The 17545-nt window shown below is 65.2% G+C and carries 16 protein-coding genes; 7 read left to right on the forward strand and 9 right to left on the reverse strand.

Features of this window, described 5'->3' with window-relative positions:
* Positions 1-10 precede the first annotated feature (10 nt).
* From API01S_RS14715 to API01S_RS14735, 5 genes are all read left to right on the forward strand, one after another.
* Positions 11-1024, forward strand: coding sequence for a FecR domain-containing protein (locus tag API01S_RS14715; RefSeq protein WP_061304986.1), 1014 nt, complete (start codon positions 11-13; stop codon positions 1022-1024).
* Between the two features lie 227 nt (positions 1025-1251).
* Positions 1252-3816 (forward strand): TonB-dependent siderophore receptor, encoded by a 2565-nt coding sequence (locus tag API01S_RS14720; protein WP_254598457.1) that lies wholly within the window; start codon positions 1252-1254, stop codon positions 3814-3816.
* 12 nt (positions 3817-3828) lie between these two features.
* Positions 3829-4155: an iron uptake protein gene (locus API01S_RS14725; RefSeq protein WP_409360609.1), complete on the forward strand. Its 327-nt coding sequence runs from the start codon at positions 3829-3831 to the stop codon at positions 4153-4155.
* A gap of 17 nt (positions 4156-4172) precedes the next feature.
* The gene (locus tag API01S_RS14730) at positions 4173-5849 is read left to right on the forward strand and encodes a PepSY-associated TM helix domain-containing protein (RefSeq protein WP_061304992.1); all 1677 of its coding nucleotides are present in this window, start codon (positions 4173-4175) and stop codon (positions 5847-5849) included.
* The gene (locus tag API01S_RS14735; RefSeq protein WP_061304994.1) at positions 5842-6207 is read left to right on the forward strand and encodes a DUF3325 domain-containing protein; all 366 of its coding nucleotides are present in this window, start codon (positions 5842-5844) and stop codon (positions 6205-6207) included. Before API01S_RS14730 ends, API01S_RS14735 begins: the two co-directional genes overlap by 8 nt.
* A 21-nt stretch (positions 6208-6228) precedes the next feature.
* Here the strand turns inward: API01S_RS14735 and API01S_RS14740 are convergent, their stop codons facing one another.
* From API01S_RS14740 to API01S_RS14780, 9 genes are read right to left on the reverse strand one after another with little or no spacing between them, the layout of a single operon-like run.
* Complete coding sequence (locus API01S_RS14740; RefSeq protein WP_050729483.1) at positions 6229-7383, reverse strand: iron-containing alcohol dehydrogenase; 1155 nt, start codon at positions 7381-7383, stop codon at positions 6229-6231.
* Between the two features lie 4 nt (positions 7384-7387).
* Positions 7388-7996: an ANTAR domain-containing response regulator gene (locus API01S_RS14745; RefSeq protein ID WP_061304996.1), complete on the reverse strand. Its 609-nt coding sequence runs from the start codon at positions 7994-7996 to the stop codon at positions 7388-7390.
* The gene (locus tag API01S_RS14750; protein ID WP_061304998.1) at positions 7993-9132 is read right to left on the reverse strand and encodes a transporter substrate-binding domain-containing protein; all 1140 of its coding nucleotides are present in this window, start codon (positions 9130-9132) and stop codon (positions 7993-7995) included. Before API01S_RS14750 ends, API01S_RS14745 begins: the two co-directional genes overlap by 4 nt.
* On the reverse strand, positions 9129-10640 hold the full coding sequence (locus API01S_RS14755) for an amidase (protein ID WP_061305000.1): 1512 nt from the start codon (positions 10638-10640) through the stop codon (positions 9129-9131). The genes API01S_RS14750 and API01S_RS14755 overlap by 4 nt, the downstream gene beginning before the upstream one ends.
* Before the next feature lie 13 nt (positions 10641-10653).
* Entirely contained in the window at positions 10654-11358 is a 705-nt protein-coding gene (locus tag API01S_RS14760) for an ABC transporter ATP-binding protein (protein WP_061305002.1), read from the reverse strand.
* Positions 11342-12076 (reverse strand): ATP-binding cassette domain-containing protein, encoded by a 735-nt coding sequence (locus API01S_RS14765; RefSeq protein ID WP_061305004.1) that lies wholly within the window; start codon positions 12074-12076, stop codon positions 11342-11344. The genes API01S_RS14760 and API01S_RS14765 overlap by 17 nt, the downstream gene beginning before the upstream one ends.
* Positions 12073-13053: an ABC transporter permease subunit gene (locus API01S_RS14770; RefSeq protein WP_231689420.1), complete on the reverse strand. Its 981-nt coding sequence runs from the start codon at positions 13051-13053 to the stop codon at positions 12073-12075. Before API01S_RS14770 ends, API01S_RS14765 begins: the two co-directional genes overlap by 4 nt.
* A gap of 11 nt (positions 13054-13064) precedes the next feature.
* On the reverse strand, positions 13065-13934 hold the full coding sequence (locus API01S_RS14775; RefSeq protein WP_006221601.1) for an ABC transporter permease subunit: 870 nt from the start codon (positions 13932-13934) through the stop codon (positions 13065-13067).
* Between the two features lie 7 nt (positions 13935-13941).
* Entirely contained in the window at positions 13942-15183 is a 1242-nt protein-coding gene (locus API01S_RS14780; protein WP_050729478.1) for an urea ABC transporter substrate-binding protein, read from the reverse strand.
* 398 nt (positions 15184-15581) lie between these two features.
* On the opposite strand from API01S_RS14780, the gene API01S_RS14785 reads away from it, so the two are divergent.
* Together API01S_RS14785 and API01S_RS14790 are read left to right on the forward strand one after the other, a co-directional pair.
* The gene (locus API01S_RS14785) at positions 15582-16376 is read left to right on the forward strand and encodes an enoyl-CoA hydratase (RefSeq protein ID WP_061305005.1); all 795 of its coding nucleotides are present in this window, start codon (positions 15582-15584) and stop codon (positions 16374-16376) included.
* Entirely contained in the window at positions 16376-17512 is a 1137-nt protein-coding gene (locus API01S_RS14790; RefSeq protein ID WP_061305007.1) for a CaiB/BaiF CoA transferase family protein, read from the forward strand. The genes API01S_RS14785 and API01S_RS14790 overlap by 1 nt, the downstream gene beginning before the upstream one ends.
* Positions 17513-17545: the final 33 nt, after the last annotated feature.

Below are 17545 nucleotides of genomic sequence, written 5' to 3' on the forward strand. Positions count from 1 at the left end.
CGCCGTTCTCATGAAAACTGACCTGTCCTTATCGCCGCCAGCGCGGGAACCTTCATACCAGGTCCTGGAGCAGGCCGCTGAATGGTTTGCGCTGCTGCGCTCCGGCGAGGCTACCGATGAGGAAAAGCGGCGATGGCAAAGCTGGCTGGACGGTGCGCCGGAGCACCTTAACGCATGGCGCTACGTCGAGCGCATCAGCGGCCAGTTCAGTGCGGTCCAGGCAAGCTCCAGTCGCGAAGCCGCCGCAAGGGGCTTCTGTGCGGCAAACACCCGCATGGCGCGCCGCCGCCAAACCCTGCTCGGATTGGGCGCCCTGGTCAGTACCGGCTTGTCGGGCTGGGCGGCTTGGCGACTGACCCCGTTGCCCTGGCTGGCGGTCGCGATGTCTGCGGATTACCGCAGCGCCACGGGAGAGGTGCGCCGCGTCGCGTTGGCCGACGGCTCGCAGGTGTGGCTAAGCGCTGCTAGCGCTTTCGACCTGGATTACGGCGGTAGCCTGCGTCGTTTGCAACTGCTTGCGGGAGAAATACTGATACAGACCGCCCCGGACCTGGACCGGCCATTTGTCGTCGATACGCCGCAGGGAAGGGTGCGCGCGTTGGGGACGCGCTTCACCGTGCGTCTGGACGGCGAGGAAACGTTGGTGGCCGTCTACAAGGGAGCCGTCGAGGCCCGCACCGCCGACACGGGCTGCGCCCGCATCATCCAGACCGGCCAGCAGATGCGTTTTACGGGCGAGAGACTGGCGGGAGTGGAATCCGCCGACCCGGCGCGCGAGGCCTGGGCACGAGGCATCCTGATTACCAACAACACACCCTTGGCGGAAGTTGCACGCGAATTGCAACGCTACCGTGGGGGTGTGTTGCGCGTGGCTCCCGAGATCGCGCACTTGCCCGTGATCGGCAGTTATCCCCTTGCGGATCCGGACCGCGCGCTCGCCATGCTTGAGGCCGTCCTGCCCATACGCATCAAGCGCACCCTGCCTTGGTGGGTCAGCATCCAGCCCAGGCAGGGCCCGGTCTAAAGCCTCTGACTTCAAGCCTCTGACTTCAAGTCTCTGACAACAGGCCTCTGACGACAGGCCAAGCATGCCTGCGCCCGCGCGGACCGCGCGGCCATGCAAATAAACAAACTCTTTTAGCGAATTGGTTCCGCTTTTGGGGCGCTCATTCGATTCTCTTTATGAGAGCGAGCGTTGTTGTGATTCTGTCGGCCGTTCTCGTCGATAAACCCTAAGGAACCCAGTTCGTCATGCTCCATCATTCCGTTCGCGCCGTGCTACAGCCTGCGCCCCTCTCCCTGCGTCCGCTGTATCGCCAGCCCGTTCCATTGCGCATGACCTGGACGGCGCGTCTGGTCCAGTTGGTGCTGGTGGGCGGCAGCCTGGCCCTGGCCAGTGCGCCGCGCGACGCCGCGGCGCAGACGGCTCCTTCGGCACAGGCGGCGGAGTCTGTGCGGCGCTACGACATTTCGCCTGGTCCGCTGGGCGCGGTGCTGGCGCGCTTTGTGAGTGAATCGGGAGTCCTGGTCGCCGGCGCCGGCGAGCTTGCGCAGGGCAAGAGCAGCCCTGGCGTGTCTGGCGAGCTGGAGGCGCGGGCGGCACTGAATGCCTTGCTGGCCGGCACGGGGCTGACCGCGGCTCCCGGCGACGCGGGCAGCTACGTATTGCAGAGGGTTCCCATCGGGGCGGAGGGCGGCGTGACCACGCTGGCGCCCGTGGCGGTGCAGGGCGATTCGTTCAACGCCACGGAGGGGTCCCACAGCTACGCCATGACCGGGCCCCTGTCGGTAGCGACCGGCCTGCCTTTGACGCTGCGGGAGACGCCACAGACGGTAAGCGTCATGACGCGTCAGCGTATTGAGGACGAAGGCATCGACAGCATCGAGACGCTGCTGGACCGTACCCCCGGCATCTCGGTGCAGAACATAGGCGCCAGCCGCTTTTCGGTGCTGTCGCGCGGCTACGGCATCGACAACTACCAGTTTGACGGCGTCGTGACCGCCACCGACATCGTGTCGCAGAACATTCCGCAAAGCCAGGCGGATCTGGCGATCTACGACCGGGTGGAAATCCTGCGTGGCGCGACCGGCCTGCTGACCGGTGCCGGCGACCCGTCCGGCACGATAAATCTCGTGCGCAAGAAGCCAACGCGCGAATTCCAGGGTTACTTGAGCCTCAGCGGCGGCACGTGGGGCCGAGGCCGGGGCGAGGTCGATGTCGGCGGCCCGATCAATGACGCTGGCACGGTACGCGGACGCTTCGTCGCCGCGCACGAGCAGGGCGACACCTATATTGACTACTACAAAGAAAAGAAGACCGTGCTCTACGGCGTGCTTGAGGCAGACCTCACGCCGAACACGATGCTGACGGCGGGGCTGGACTATCAGAAGAGTGATCCGCGCGGGCAGTCATCCACAGGTTTGCCCCTGTTCTACTCCGACGGCAAGCAGACGGACTTCGACGCTTCAGACAATGCCGCCGCGCGCTGGAATACCAACGAGATCCAGGTCTACAACGCTTTCCTGAACCTGGAGCATCGCTTCGTCAACGACTGGAAGCTCAAGTTCTCGGGCAACTACATGTACGGCGAACGCGAATTCTCGGCCGCCAATGCAAGCTGGGGATTCGTCGACCGCGCCAGTGGCGGCGGCGCCCGTTTGTATGGCGGGCTTGGCAGCGCCCGCCAGCGGCAATCGGGCTACGACCTGCAGACATCCGGGCCCTTCGAACTGTGGGGCAGGAAGCATGAAGTCGTGCTGGGCATGAACTGGTCTGAGTTCAAGAACTTTCACGAGCCGATGTCGGGCGCAGGCATCGAAGGCCGCGCGGTCAACATCTACAACTGGGACAACGAGACGGCCGGTCCGAACTTGTCGGGCCAGAAGCTCATGGACTACGACGGCTGGCAGAAGCAGCAGGGCGTCTACTCTGCGCTGCGCCTGAAGCCCACTGACGATCTGGCGGTCATCATGGGCGCGCGGGTCAGCAATTATCGCTACAAGCTTTCGCAGATCTACGTGTCGCCGGCGCTGGCGCGCAACAATAAAATCACGGAAATGAGCGAGAGCGGCGTGGTCACGCCCTACGCGGGTGTGGTGTATGACCTGAACGAGCAGCACTCTGTCTACGCCAGCTATACCAGCATCTTCAGGCCGCAGGGCTCGCGCGACCGCAACGGCAACGTGCTCGATCCGCGCACCGGCGACAACTATGAAATCGGCCTGAAGAGCGAGTTCTTCGGCGGCCGCCTGAACAGCGCCGTCGCGCTTTACCAGATTCGTCAGGACAACCTGGCCGAGCCGGACCCCGGCCAGACCGTGCCGGGTACCGTGAACGAGCCAGCGTATCGCGCGGTGAGCGGCGCCAAGACCTCGGGTCTGGACATTGAATTCAATGGCGAGCTGACCCCGGGCTGGCAGGCGGCGGTGAGCTACAGCTACAGCGCTACGAAGGACGCCGATGGTCAAGCCATTCGCACCGTCTTCCCGCGCCACATGGCCAAGCTCTGGACCACTTACCGCCTGCCTGGCGATTGGCACCGTCTGACCGTGGGCGGTGGGCTGAACTGGCAAAGCCGCATCTACTACACCGCCACCACCTCGTCGTTGCCTGGCATCACCCTCAATGGCGAGCAGCCGGCGTATGTCGTCACGAATCTGATGGCGCGGTACGACTTCAACCGCCAGCTTTCCGCCACGCTCAACGTTAACAACGTGTTCGACAAGAAATACCTGCAGGGCTTGGACACGACCTTTTACAGCGGTACCTACGCGCCGACTCGCAACGCGATGCTGACCCTGAAGTATCAGTTCTGAAGAGGATGATCGATGACCCGTCCAGAAAAGCGCGGCGCCGCGATTGCGCCAATGGAGATGTCCAGGTCGGTCACGCTTCGAATCGCGGCCGCCCTGCTGGGTGGATACGCCTTTACCTGGGGGTTCGTTTCCTTGGGAGTCGCGGTGACGTTCGCGGCCGGCATGGCGTTCCATGATGCGGAGCACATGAGCTACATCCTGGGCTTTCTTATCTATCTGGTGGCGTTTCTGTGGGCTTTCGCGGCCCGCAGCCTGAAGCGCGTCTGGGCCGTGCTGGCTGGCGGCGGCGCCGCGATGGCGGTGGCAGCGTCCTGCGTGCAGTATTTCAAGCTCGTCTGAGCGTCGGAGAGAAGACGATGTTCCAGAACTTTCGCCTCAGCATGGCGTGGCTGCACACCTGGTTTGGCCTTGTGCTTGGGTTTGTCCTGATGGTTGTGTTCTTTTTCGGGGCCTTGTCGGTGTTCGACCGCGAGATAGACCGCTGGGCTATCCCCACCACGCGCTTCGCACCGCCGCCCGCGCCCTCGTTCGATCAGATGCTCAAGCCGCACCTTGAGCGCATGCAGCCGTCGGCGGACCGTATCGAGCGCATGCGCTCGCAGGTGAACGGGCCTTTGCCCGAACGATTCGATATCCCGAAGCGTTGGGGCTTTTACTCCACGCACCGCGACCCCGTGCTGGGCCTCTTCGTAGGCTATGAAGTGCCCAACGCCAAAAAGCCGGAAACGACGATCTGGGCACGACGCACCATCGATCCGCGCACGGGCGACGCGCTGCCCGACGACCACCTGAAGATCGGCAGCAGCTTTTTCTATCCGCTGCATTACAGCCTGACTTGGTACTGGAAGGGGATGGGCTATTGGGTCGTGGGGCTGGCCGCCCTGGCGATGATGGCGGCGCTTGTCAGCGGCGTGGTCATGCATCGCAAGATGTTCCGCGAGCTATTCACTTTCCGGCCGCGCAAGAACGGGCAGCGCAGCCTGCTCGACCTGCACAACCTGACCGGCGTGGTCGCGCTGCCGTTCCATTTCTTCTTTGCTCTTACGGGGCTGATCATTTTCGCTGGCATTTACTTCCCCGTGACGCACACCCAGCTTGAGCCTCTGCACGAATACAGCGAGCTTGAAGAGGCACGCGAAACAGGCTTGCCACATGAACGGGCCGGCGTGGCCGCGCCGCTCGCGTCCGTGGATGCGATGGTGGCCGAGGCGCGCCGGCGTTGGGCAGCCCGGGGCATGGAGGGCGAAGTCGGATTTTTGGCCGTGCAGTACCCGTACGACACCAACGGCTACGTCAGCATCTTTCGCGCGGGCACCGACCGGATAGCTCTAACCGGCGAGGGCGTGCACTTCAAGGCGGCAACCGGCGAAGTGCTGCGGGTCGATCCGCCGCCGTCGGCGGTGGACAGGCTCAACGAGTTCCTGACTGGGCTGCACTTGCAGCATTTTCGGCACTGGCTGCTGCGCTGGCTGTATCTGTTTGGCGGGTTGACGGGTAGTGTCTGCATCGCCACGGGCCTCATTTTCTTTGCGGAAAAGCGCAAGAAGCAGCATGCCAAGGCGGGTAGCCAAACCAGCCGCGTCGTCGATGCCTTGGCTGTGACCACGGTGACGGGCATGGCGATCGCGGCGGCAGCCATGCTGGTCGCCAACCGCTTGTTGCCCGAGGCGTTGCCGCCGAACTGGCCCGATCGCGGCGCCCTGGAACAGTACCTTTTCTGGGGCGCCTGGGCGCTGGCCATGGCGCACGCGTTTCGGCGCTCGGGTGGGGTCGCGCAGGGGCTATTCAACCCCGCCTGGCGCGAGCAGTGCCACGCCATCTGGATGCTGGCCTTGGCGGCGGTGCTGCTGAACTGGCTCAGCACGGGCGACCATCTCTTCAAGACTCTGCGCGAGCAATACTGGCCCGTAGCTGGCGTGGATCTTTTTTTGTTGGGTGCGGCGGCGGTCGCGGCGTTCGCTGCGGGCCGGCTCAAACGCCGGCAAGACGCCCGGGCGCCCAAGCGGGTGGGAAGGGAGCCCGTCAATGACTGACGCGCTGATGCTGTTGGTGGCTTTGCTAGCGGCCGTGGCCGGCATGGGATGGCTGGCGCTGGCGATGCAAGTGCATTGGGAACAGGCCTGCGGCGACGTGCCGTGCGCGCCTCGGAATAGAGCTTGCCTGCGTGTCCTGGGCGGTGGGGGCCTGGCTGCGTCGTTGGCCTTGTGCTTGGCGGTCGACCATGCCTCCATGGCCACGCTGGTGTGGGTCATGAGCTTGGCCGTGGCTGCGGCGTCTGTTGCCTTCACGTTGGCATGGCGGGCGAGATGGCTGCGGGCGTTAGCCTGGGTAACCGGGTCGATTGAGTTCTCAGCTTCACGAAGGCAAGAATCGCGCGGTCGATTGGATTGACATCGCCGCGCGATGAGCCGACTAGTAGGCGGCGCGGTAGATGTCCAGCGCCTGGCCCTCATCAATAGGCAATGGGTTATTCATCAGCAGGCGTTGCTGCCCCATTGCGGCGCTTGCCAAGGTGGGCAAGTCGGTCTCTGCAATGCCGACGGCTCGCAGGCCCTGCGGCAGGTCAGCCTGGCGGATCAGGTCTTCCAGGAAGGCGATGAAGGCGGCCGCGCCGCTCGCGTCATCCGCGGCCGGCGGCAAGCCCACCGCCCGGCCCAGTTCGGCGTAAAGGGGCGCTGCGGCCTGCGCATTGAAATGCAGCACAGCGGGAAGCACCAGCGCGTTGGACAGGCCGTGCGGCACATGGAATATGCCGCCGACCGGGTAGGCGAGCGCGTGCACGCCGCCCACGGGGGCATTGGCGAACGCCTGGCCGGCCAGCATGGCGCCCAGCAACATGTCGGAGCGCGCCTGCAGATTGGCGCCGTCGCGGCAAACGGTGATCAGGTTGGCGGACAGCAGCTTCAACGCCAGGACGGCCAGGTGATCGGACAGCGGATTCTTCAGGCGCTTGCTGGTGTAGGCCTCGATGGCATGGACCATGGCGTCCACGCCGGTGGCGGCGGTCGCGGAGGGCGGCAAGCCAACCGTCAGTTCGGCGTCCAGAAAGGCCGCGTCGGCATAGAGCTGCGGCGCGACCACGCCGCTCTTGGTGGTGGCGCCGGTGGTCACGATCGAGATCGGCGTGACTTCCGAGCCCGTGCCCGCCGTGGTCGGCACCTGAATCAGCGGCAAGCGCTGCCCTTGCACCTGGTTGACGCCATACATGGCGGACAGCGGCTGATCGCTCTTGCACAACAATGCCACCAGCTTGGCCACATCCATGGATGAACCGCCGCCAAAGCCGATGACCACATCGGCGTCGAACGCGCGTGCGCGTTCGGCTGCCGCCTGTACCACGGCTTCGGGCGGATCGGCGACGACATCGTCGATCACCAGCGTCTGCCAGCCGTTGTCCGCCATGCTGTCCAGCGCGGGTTGCAGCGCGCCGCTGCGATTGAGAAAGTTGTCGGTGACGAGCACCGCGCGCGCGCCGGCAAGGCGTTCGCGCAGCAGGGCGCCCAGGCGGCGCGCCAGGCCCGGTTCGACAAGAATGTGGGGGACAGTCTGGAATGAGAAGGCGGACATGGGATCAGGAGAATTCGTTGATGATGGTTTGCGCCACGTCTTCGAGTGACGATCGCGTGGCCATGGCGCGGCCCTGGATACGGCGGTGCGCTTCGTTTTCGGTAATACCTTCGCGTGCGATCAGCAGCGTCTTGGCCGTGGCGACCTTGCTGACAGCGGCGTAACGCCCTTCGAGCTTGCGCATATGGGCCATCGTGGCGGCCTGCTGGCGCCAGGCGGTGCGCGCCAACAGCAATTGCGTCAACAGACCAAAAGGGCGGATCGGTCGTTCGATGACGCCGGTGCAGCCGCTATGCAGCACCAGTTGCAGCGTCGCGGGGTTCTCGTACTCGACGATACCGACCAGCGGCGGGCTCAATGCGTTAAGGCCGTCGGCCAGCTTCTGGATGGCATCGCGATAGTCTTCTTCGATGGGCAGAACGACCACGTCGGCGTCGGTGCAGAGCTTATCGGGCGGCGGCCATTGCTGGGTCGGCACACAGCCAATGCGCTTCAGATGCGACATCAACAGCCGCGATTCGGCGTCCTGCGGGTGCAGGACCAGCACGCGCAGGCCGTTGAGTTCGCGCAGCGCCGTGGTGCTGCGGCCGGGCCGGGACAAGGAGGCAGTCACGGTAGCGCCAGGGCCTCGGGGTCGAGCGCATGGTCCACGAGGTACGGCACCGGCCGTACCGCGGCGCGCGCGGCGTAGATGATCTCGAACTGACGTTGCGCATCGATGCGGGCGATGCGCGGCCAAAGCGAGGTGTGTTGTGTATCGCCATCGATGGTGACCAAACCTTGGGGCGCTTCGAACTGGGCGCCGTCCAGGGCACGTACGAGATCGGGCAGGACAAGACCGCCCGCGCGGCGTGCGGCGTGCGCCACCAGATGAACCTGGGAATAGGCGGCTTCGGCGCCCGCCGTGATCGGGCTGTCATCGCCGAAGCGCGCATGGTAGGCCTGGGCGAACCGGCGGCTGGGCGCGGTGTCCAGCGACGCGAAGTACGGCGCGGCCGTGATGTGGCCTTCCGCCTGTTCGGCGGTGAGCGCCGCCACGTCGGTCTCGTTCGTGGCCAGGCTGACGATGGGCATGCGCGCCGGGTCCAGGCCCAGCTCGCGGTAGGCGCGATACAGCTTGACAATGTCCCGACCAACCATGGTCGAGTAGATGGCGTCCGGACGCAACGCCACCGCGCGCTTCAGGACCTCGGCAAGGTTTTCCTGGGGCGCGTTCAACGGCAGATAGACCTCGTCGACCACTACGCCGCCCGCCTGCTCGTAGAGCTCGCGCATGATGCGGTTCGACTCGCGCGGGTAAACATACTGGCCGCCAATGAACAGCACCCGATTGCCGAAGTGGCGGATCACATAGCTGGCCAGCTGCACCGAATTCTGGTTGGGCACGGAGCCGCCGTAGAAGCAATAAGGCGAGTACTCGAAACCTTCATAGAGCGTGGCGTAGAACAGCAGCGCGCGGCGGCTTTCGACGACCGGCAGCACCGCCTTGCGGGTGCTGGACATATGGGTGCCGAAGATCAGCGGCACGCGTTCCTGGTCGCAGAGCCACTCGGCGGCTTCGCGATAGTCGGCCGGCTGCGCACCCACGGGGGCGCTGACCGGGACCAGGGGAACGCCGTCGATGCCGCCGGCGGCATTGACCTCGTCTATGGCCAGCAGTGTGGCGTTCTCCTGGGTGATCTCGGTGGCCGCTGTCAGGCTCTCGTGCGAAAACAGCAGGCCGACCCGATGGCCGGTGTTGGCGGTCACAGCGTCGTCCAGTCGAGCGAGAGCTCGAAAGCATGGGCGGCGCGATACAGCGTCGCTTCGTCGAAATGGCGGCCAACGAGCATCATGCCCACGGGCAGATCGTCTCGCAGTGCGCAGGGCACGGAAATGGCCGGGTGGCCGGTGACGTCAAAGGGCGCGGTGTTGGCGTTCATTTCAAGGGCACGGGTCACAAAGAGGTCTGGCGCCGCGTCGGCATTGATGAGGCGCGGCGCGCGCATTGGCACCGTCGGCATCAATAGCAGGTCGACACGGTCCAACGCCTGATCATAGGCCTGCCGCAGGCGGCGCGCCAGGTTTTGCGCCTTGCCATAGTATTGGCCGCCGTAGCGTGCATAGAAGTATTCGCCGGCCAGCAGGCAGGTTTTGACATCGTGCGGGAACTCGTCGGCGTGGTCGCGCCAGTGGCGTTGCGCTTGCATCAGGCCCGTCACATACAGGCCCTTCCAGTTGGTGCCGTAGTTGAAGCCCTTCATCTGCTGGGTGGTGCCCTCGACCGCGATGGGCGTCCAGATGGCGTGACCCTTGCGGTGCAGTGGCACCGGCAGCTCGATGACTTCGGCGCCCAGCGCGGCCATCTCACGGGCGGCCTTGCGCACTGCCTCGTCAACCTCGATTTCACTGTTTGCCCAGCCAAAGCCCTCGGGCACGACGCCGATGCGCAGGCCTTTGAGCGGCATGCCAAGCGCGTCGCTGTAGGCAGGGCGTTCGGCCGGCAGGCCCTGCTGGCGCGGATCCAGTCCATCCGGGCCTGCGATGGCGTCCAGCAGCAGGGCGTTGTCGGCCACATTGGCCGTCATGATGCCGGCGTGGTCCAACGTCATTTCGATCGGCATGATGCCGGTATAGGGAATGAGACCGTGCGTGGGCTTCATTCCATAGATGCCGGAGTAGGCCGCGGGAATGCGCACCGAGCCGCCCTGGTCCGTGCCGATGGCCATGTCGGCTTCGCCCGCGCCGACCAGGGCTGCGGCGCCCGAGGACGAGCCGCCGGCCGAGTGCTCGGGGTTGCGCGGGTTGCGCACCGGGCCCGTGGCATTGGTATGGCTGCTGCCGGACACGCAGAAGTATTCGCAATGGGCCTTGCCGACTATGCGGCCGCCGGCATCCAGGATGCGCGTGGCGACGGTGGCGTCCTGGTCGGGCACGTAGCCACGCAGCGTGGCCGCGCCATTCATCATGGGCACGCCGGCCAGGCAGATGTTGTCCTTGAGCACCACGCGCTTGCCCGCCAGCGGACCGCCCTGGCGGCCGTCGATCTCGGTGCGCACATACCAGGCGTTGAGCGGGTTGTCTTCGGGCTGCACACCGGGCGTGCGCGGATATTGCACCAGCGGCGGCTGATCGATAAGCGCATCGACCTGGTCGTACTCGGCAAAGGTGGCCTCCAGAATGCTGTCGTAGGCACGCAGCGTGGCATCGTCAAGATTCAGGCCGATGCGGCGCGCGGCCTGATCCAGCGCTTCCAGGGTGGGACGGGGAAGGGACATCTCGGATTCCGTATCAGGATTGCAGACCGCCGTAACGCCGGGCGATCTCTTGTGAAGTGGTGGTGGCGGTGGGAACGTCGGCGATCAACTCGCCCTTTTCCAGCACCAGGATGCGGTCGGACAGCGCGCACAGGAAATCGATGTCCTGTTCGACCAGCAGGATGGCGATGCCATGCGAGGCGCGCAGGGTTTGCAGGGCTTCGACGATTTCGTCGCAGATCGACGGCTGGATGCCTTCGGTGGGTTCGTCCAGCAGCATGAGCCTGGGTTCGCCGCACAGGCAGCGGGCCAGCGCCAGCAATTGCTGTTCGCCGCCCGACAGGCTGCCGCCAGGACGATCGAGCAGACGTTGCAGACGCGGAAACACCTTCAGCACCGAGCTGATCATGGCATCGGCGCCGCGCAGGTTCTTCACGCAACCCATCCGCAAGTTTTCCGCGACACTCAGCGCCGGGAAAATCTGCCGGCCCTGCGGCACGAAGCCCAGACCCTGGCGAGCGCGCGCATGCGGGGCAAGCGTGCCGATCTTTCGGTCGGCCAGCGTCAGGTCACCGCCAGTAAGGGGCAACTCGCCCATCAACGCCCGCAACAACGTGGTCTTGCCCATGCCGTTGCGGCCCAGAATGCCGGTGAATTCCCCGGCGGCCATGCTGAAGCTCACGCCATGCAGCACCGGGATGCGGCCGTAGCCGGCTTTCAGGTCACGCGCCTGGAGCATGTGTCTCTCCTTGCTTGCCCAGATAGGCGGCACGCACTTCCGCGTGCGCCATGATGTCGTCGAAGCTGCCTTCGGCCAGCACTTCGCCCTGGTTGAAGACCGTGATGCGGCCCGCGATCAGCCGGATGAACGCCATGTCATGTTCGACCACCACCACGGTGCTGTGGCGGTTGATGGACGCGATCAGGTCGGCGGTCTTGCGCACCTCCTGGTGCGTCATGCCGGCGGCCGGTTCATCCAGCAGCACCAGCTCGGGCCGCGAGGCCAGGATCATGCCAAGCTCCACCCATTGGCGTTGACCGTGTGCCAGCGCATTGACCGGTGTGCGGGCCACAGCGTCCAGGCCGATTTCTGCCAGCACCTGAGCGGCGATGTCGCCGGGCACGCCATCGGCGCGCCGCGCGGCGGCCAGGCGCAGGTTCTCGCGCACGTCCAGCCCTTCAAAGACGCTAGGCACCTGGGTCTTGATGCCGATGCCCAGGCGCGCCACCTCGTGCGTGGCCAGCCCGCGCAGGGCTTGGCCCTTGAAGCGGATTTCGCCGCGGCTCGGCTGCAACTGGCCCGACAGCATCTTGAAGAACGTGCTTTTGCCGGCGCCGTTGGGACCGATCAAGCAGCGCACTTCACCGCGTTCCAGCCGGAAGTCGACGTCTCTCACGGCGTGCACGCCGCCGAAACTCACGCCCAGGCCCTGGGTTTCCAATAGCAGCGTGCTCATGCTTGCTCCTTGGCCGGCCGCAGGGCGCGGCGGCACGCGTCGAGCACCGTCGGGGCCAGGCCGCGCGGGATCAACAGAACGAAGAGAATCAGGATGACGCCCAGCACCAGGCCGGTGTCGACCGTGTGCTGTGCGCCCAGCTGGGTGACCATGGCTTGCAGCGCCACGCAGGCGATGATGGGGCCGATCAGCGTGCCGCGCCCGCCGACGATCACCCAGATGATGATCTGCGCTGACTGCGACAGGCCAAACACGCCAGGGCTGACGAAGGCGCCCCAGTTCGCGTAGAGCATGCCGGCCAGACCGGCCAGCGCGCCGCCCAGCGTGAACGCGGCCAGCTTGTACAGACTGGCGTTGTAGCCCAGCAGCAGGGCGCGCTGCTCGTTTTCGCGTACGGCGGCGACCACGCGGCCAAAGCGCGAGACCATGACGGCGCGTAGGCCGAAGTAGGCCGCGATCAGGATCAGGGCGGCCAGCGTAAACGTGCCTTCGGGTGACAGGGGTTCTGCCGCGCCCGGCAGCGTCAGCGGCGGGATGGACGGAATGCCGTTGAATCCGCCCAGCAGCGCCTCGCCGATGCGATAGCTGTCGCCCGAAGTCGAATTCATCAGGTTGAACAGGATCAAGGTCACGGCCAGGGTGATGACGCCCAGGTACACGTCGCTGATCTTGCCGTAGAACATGAAGTAGCCGAGTAGGGCGGCAAAGGCTGCCGGCACGGCGATGGCCAGGGCCATCGCGCCCATGCCGGGCCCGAAGTTGAAGGCGCCAATCGCCCAGGCATAGGCGCCCAGGCCAAAGAAGGCGGCCTGCCCGAAGCACAGGATGCCGCCGTGACCCCAGACAAAGGCCAGGCTCAGGGCAAGCAAGGCCATGACGAGGTAGACCGTCATGGACAGGAGGCTGAACATATCGACGACGGTGGGCAGCACGATCGCGGCTGCGACAGCCGCCGCGCCCAGAGCCACAGAAATCACAGGTACACGCATCAGATTGCTCGCTTGAAAAATCGGCCAGTGATGCCTTGAGGCAGCAGACGGATCAGCACGATGGCGGCCAGCAGCAAGGCCACTTGGCCGTATACCGGCGTGGCAAGAAAAGTCACGCCCTGGCTGATGGCGCCGAAGATGCCCGCCGCGCTGACCGTGCCGGCGATGACGGCGCTGCCACCGCTGATGACGGTGATGAAGGCCTTGGCGATGTAGGCCGCACCGATGGTCGGAATAACGCCGGTCAGCGGGGCGAGTACGGCGCCGGCCAGTCCGGACAAGGCGGCGCCCAGACCGAAGGTCATCTTGTAGACACCATTGGGGTTCATGCCCAGCGCATTGGCCATCGCGGCGTTCTGCATGCAGGCGCGGGCCCGCAGACCAAAATCGGTAAAGCGCAGCAGGCACCACAGCGCCAGCATCACGCCGGCGGCCAACGCAATCAGGAAGAGGGTGTAGCCGCTGGCTTGGCGCGCGCCGATGGTGATGCCGCCCAAGGGCGAGGAAATACCGACCGTGGTGTTGCCAAAGACCATGGTGGCCAGGCCAATGACGGCCAGCGACAGGCCCCAGGTCGCCAGCATGGTGTCGATCATGCGGCCATACAGATGGCGCACCAGCAAGTGCTCGACCAGCACGCCGAAGATGCCGACGATCAAGGGTGCGAGCACCAGCATCGAGATCCAGATGGGCACACCCCATTGGTTGGTGGCAAGGATGGCGACGTAGCCGCCCAGCATCATGAACTCGCCATGGGCGAGGTTGATGATCTTCATCATCCCGAATACCACCGCCAACCCGACGCTCAACAGCGCCAGGATGGCGATCGCACCCAGGATATCGATGGCATAAATGGCAACGAGATCCATGGAGCGCTCAGAACTTGATGGCGTATTGACGGTTGTCCGCCGGGTTTTTGATCAGGTCGCACACCGCAGCGGTGTCGCCGGGCTGCTGCTGCGGGAAGCTCTCGACCAGATTGAGCTTGCGATCACGCACTTCGGCGATGTGCACATCCAGCGTGCAATGGTGAGTGGCCGGGTCCAGCGACACGCGGCCGCTCGGCGCATCGATGGCGATGCCAGATTCCAGCGCCTCGATGACCTTCATGCGGTCCAGCGAGCCGGCCTTGCGCACGCCTTCCGCCCACAACATGAAGCCCTGATACGCGCCCATGGCCAGTTCGGTGATGTAGGGATAGTCGGCGCCGTAGCGGGCATGGAAGCGCTTGACGAAGTCGGCGTTGGTAGCCCCAGGCAGCTCTTGCAGGTAGTTCTGGCAGACCAGGAAACCATTGCATTCTTCGGGCGACAGCACGATGTGTTCATTGCCGCCGGCAAAGGTGGTCGAGGCGAGCGGGATCTTGCCCGTCATGCCGGTCGCCTTCCATTGGCGATAGAAGGACATGTGCGCGCCGCCTACCAGGCCCGACCAGATGAAGTCTGGCGAGGCGGCCTGGATCTTGGAAATGGCAGCGCCGAAATCGGTCACGTCCAGCGGGAAGAATTCGGTGGCGACGGTCTTGCCTCCCACATCGGCCGCGTACTTGCGCACCCAGTTGGACACGATCTGGCCGTAGTTGTAGTCGGCCGCCACGATGTACACCTTCTTGCCCCACTGCTTGACGGCGTAGGGCGCAAGCTTCTGCACGGTCTGCGCGGGCGTCACGCCGGCCGCGAAGTAGTTGCGGTCGCAGACGCCGCCTTCGTACTGGTTGTTGTAGAAGTACAGGGTGCGATAGCGGTTGAGCACCGGACGCACGACCTCGCGCGAGGCCGAGGTAATGCCGGCGTGGACCACGGCAGCCTTGTCGCGCAATGCGGCCTGTTGCGCGAACTGTGCATAGAGCTGCATGTTCGACTGCGCGTCATAGGCGATGAAGTTGATCTGCTTGCCCAGCAGGCCGCCCTTGGCATTGATTTCCTCGGCCGCGAACCGCAGCGCGTCCATCACCGGCTTGCCGTAGATGTCCAGGCCTCCCGACAGGTCGTAGATGGCGGCGACATTGATTTTTTCCTCGCCGGCCGCAAGGGCGCGCGTGCCGGCCAGCCCCATGAGGGTGGCGGATGCGGCGGTGGCAGCGGTGGACGAGAGGAACTGACGGCGGTTCATGCTCATGTGGATGGCCCCTTGTGCGCTTGCGGCGCGCACGCCTCTGGCGCCCGGCGCAAAGTGCGGGGACGTGCAGAGGCCGACGCCGAAAGTCGCGTAGACGTGTGGTGGTGTGTGGGTATGCCGAGAACCCGGCAGGATGTCGACGCCGTTGTCGACGAGAAAAACTGAGCGGCCTTGCTGGCAGTTGCGCCTTTGGAACTCGCCAGGCCGGTCTTCCTTGAAAGAAGACGAGGCAAATTCTAAGGGGAAGGGTAGGGGGCGGGCTAGCCCCGGGATTTCCCTAGGGCGGCTTTGGGCTGGCTGATTTATTCCATTCCCGACTTATTCCATGAAAATTACTTGTTTGTTGTGATGAAAGCTCGCCCGTAGCATCGGTGTCCATCACCCTTGCTGGAGTTTCCATGACCGCGCCTGTCCCCACCTTCGCCCATGCCCTCGTGACTCGTGACGGGCGCGGTGTCTATACGCTTCAGATCCACGATGCCAAGAGCCTGAACATCCTGGCCTCGACCGTCACGTTGAGCCTGACCGAGGCTGCCCGCTGGATCGCCGCCCAGGAAGATGCTCGCGCGGTCGTCATCCGAGGCTCGGGCGAGCGCGCCTTCGTGGGCGGCGCCAACATCTATGAGATGGCGGAACTCGATCCCCAGGGCGCGCGCGAATTCATCACGCGGCTGCGCGACCTGTGCGACGCGGTCGCCGCCATCCCGGTTCCGACCATTGCTCGCATTCCCGGCTTCTGCCTGGGCGCGGGCATGGAGCTGGCTGCTGCCTGCGACATCCGTTTGGGGGCAACCGACGCGGTGTTCGGCATGCCCGAGGTGCGCGTGGGCATCCCGTCCGTGATCCATGCCGTGCTGCTGCCGGCCATCATCGGGCCCGGTCCCACCAACTGGCTGCTGCTGACTGGTGAAACCGTGGACGCGGCGCAGGCGCTGCAATGGGGCTTCCTGGAATTTGTCAGCGAGACCGGCGCGCTGGACGCGCTGGTCGAACGCACGGTCGCGCCCATCGCAGAAAGCGGCCCGATCGCCGTGCGCTCGCAGAAGGCGCTGCTGCGCTACTGGAGCGAGTCCACGGTAGAAGCCGGCCTGGACCGCAGCGTGGCGGCGTTTGGGGAAGCGTTCACCACCGACGAGCCGCGCCGCTACATGGCGCCTTTCGTCAATCGCAAGAAGCACCCGGAGGCCAAGTAATGGCGGGCCCGCTTGCGGGGGTGCGCGTCATCGACATGACCTCGGTGGCCATGGGGCCGTATGGCACGCAGATCCTGGCCGACATGGGGGCAGAGGTCATCAAGATCGAATCGCCCGAAGGCGACGTGTTCCGCACATCGGCGCCGTCGATGAGTCCAGGCATGGGGCCGGCCTATCTGAACCTGAACCGCAACAAGTACAGCGTGACGCTGGACGCGAAGACGCCGGCCGACCGTGACCGCCTGCTGCGCCTGATCGATGACGCCGACGTATTCGTGTCCAACGTGCGGCCTGCGGCCCTGGCGCGGCTGGGCCTGGATGCCGACACGCTGCGCGCGCGCAATCCGCGTCTGATCCATTGCTCTGCGGTGGGCTTCGGCCAGGATGGCCCGTATGCCGCGCGTCCGGCCTTTGATGACATCATCCAGGCCATGAGCGGCCTGGCAGACCTGCAAGGCCGCAACAGCGGTGCGCCTGCCTACGTCAACACCATCCTGGCCGACAAGGTCGCCGGGTTGACGCTGGCCTACGCCATTCCCATGGCGCTCTATGAGCGCGAGCGTTCGGGCGAGGGGCAGGCGGTTGAAGTCCCCATGTTCGAAACGCTGGTGTCCTTCACCGTGGTCGAGCACATGGGCGGCCACAGTTTCGTGCCGCCGCTGGGGCCCATGGGATACAGCCGCGTGCTGTCACCGCAGCGGCGTCCCTATCGCACCCTCGACGGGTATCTGGCCTTGCTGCCTTATACCGATGCACAGTGGCGGCGCTTCTTCGCGCTGGCCGAACGCGCCGATCTGGCGGCGGACCCCCGCTACGTCGACGCCAGCGCGCGTGCCCGGCACTTCGACGCGCTCTATCAGGACCTGGCCGACATCGTCGCGCTGCGCGGCACCGAAGAATGGCTGACGCTGCTTGCTGATGCCGACATTCCGCATTCGCGCGTCAATACGCCGGAGGCGCTGTTCGATGATCCGCATTTGCGGGCGACGGGGTTCTTCCAGAACGTGGAGCATCCGACTGAAGGGCCGCTGATGGCAGCCGGCATTCCGGTGCGGTTCTCGCGCACGCCAGGAGAGATCTGGCGCCCCGCGCCGCGCCAGGACGCCGATCGCGATATGCTCGGGCCTGCGCTTTGATGCCGGCATGGCCGGCTGCGCCAGGCGGCGACT

The sequence above is a fragment of the Achromobacter piechaudii NBRC 102461 genome (genome assembly GCF_001571245.1).
GTDB classification, from domain to species: domain Bacteria; phylum Pseudomonadota; class Gammaproteobacteria; order Burkholderiales; family Burkholderiaceae_B; genus Achromobacter; species Achromobacter piechaudii.

Bases quoted from the DNA above. Each gene is read 5' to 3' on its own strand.
- API01S_RS14755 (WP_061305000.1), bottom strand. From the start codon at position 10,640: ATGTCCCTTCCCCGTCCCACCCTGGAAGCGCTGGATCAGGCCGCGCGC.
- API01S_RS14780 (WP_050729478.1), bottom strand. From the start codon at position 15,183: ATGAGCATGAACCGCCGTCAGTTCCTCTCGTCCACCGCTGCCACCGCC.
- API01S_RS14735 (WP_061304994.1), top strand. From the start codon at position 5,842: ATGACTGACGCGCTGATGCTGTTGGTGGCTTTGCTAGCGGCCGTGGCC.
- API01S_RS14765 (WP_061305004.1), bottom strand. From the start codon at position 12,076: ATGAGCACGCTGCTATTGGAAACCCAGGGCCTGGGCGTGAGTTTCGGC.
- API01S_RS14740 (WP_050729483.1), bottom strand. From the start codon at position 7,383: ATGTCCGCCTTCTCATTCCAGACTGTCCCCCACATTCTTGTCGAACCG.
- API01S_RS14720 (WP_254598457.1), top strand. From the start codon at position 1,252: ATGCTCCATCATTCCGTTCGCGCCGTGCTACAGCCTGCGCCCCTCTCC.
- API01S_RS14730 (WP_061304992.1), top strand. From the start codon at position 4,173: ATGTTCCAGAACTTTCGCCTCAGCATGGCGTGGCTGCACACCTGGTTT.
- API01S_RS14760 (WP_061305002.1), bottom strand. From the start codon at position 11,358: ATGCTCCAGGCGCGTGACCTGAAAGCCGGCTACGGCCGCATCCCGGTG.
- API01S_RS14715 (WP_061304986.1), top strand. From the start codon at position 11: ATGAAAACTGACCTGTCCTTATCGCCGCCAGCGCGGGAACCTTCATAC.
- API01S_RS14790 (WP_061305007.1), top strand. From the start codon at position 16,376: ATGGCGGGCCCGCTTGCGGGGGTGCGCGTCATCGACATGACCTCGGTG.
- API01S_RS14785 (WP_061305005.1), top strand. From the start codon at position 15,582: ATGACCGCGCCTGTCCCCACCTTCGCCCATGCCCTCGTGACTCGTGAC.
- API01S_RS14775 (WP_006221601.1), bottom strand. From the start codon at position 13,934: ATGGATCTCGTTGCCATTTATGCCATCGATATCCTGGGTGCGATCGCC.
- API01S_RS14725 (WP_409360609.1), top strand. From the start codon at position 3,829: ATGACCCGTCCAGAAAAGCGCGGCGCCGCGATTGCGCCAATGGAGATG.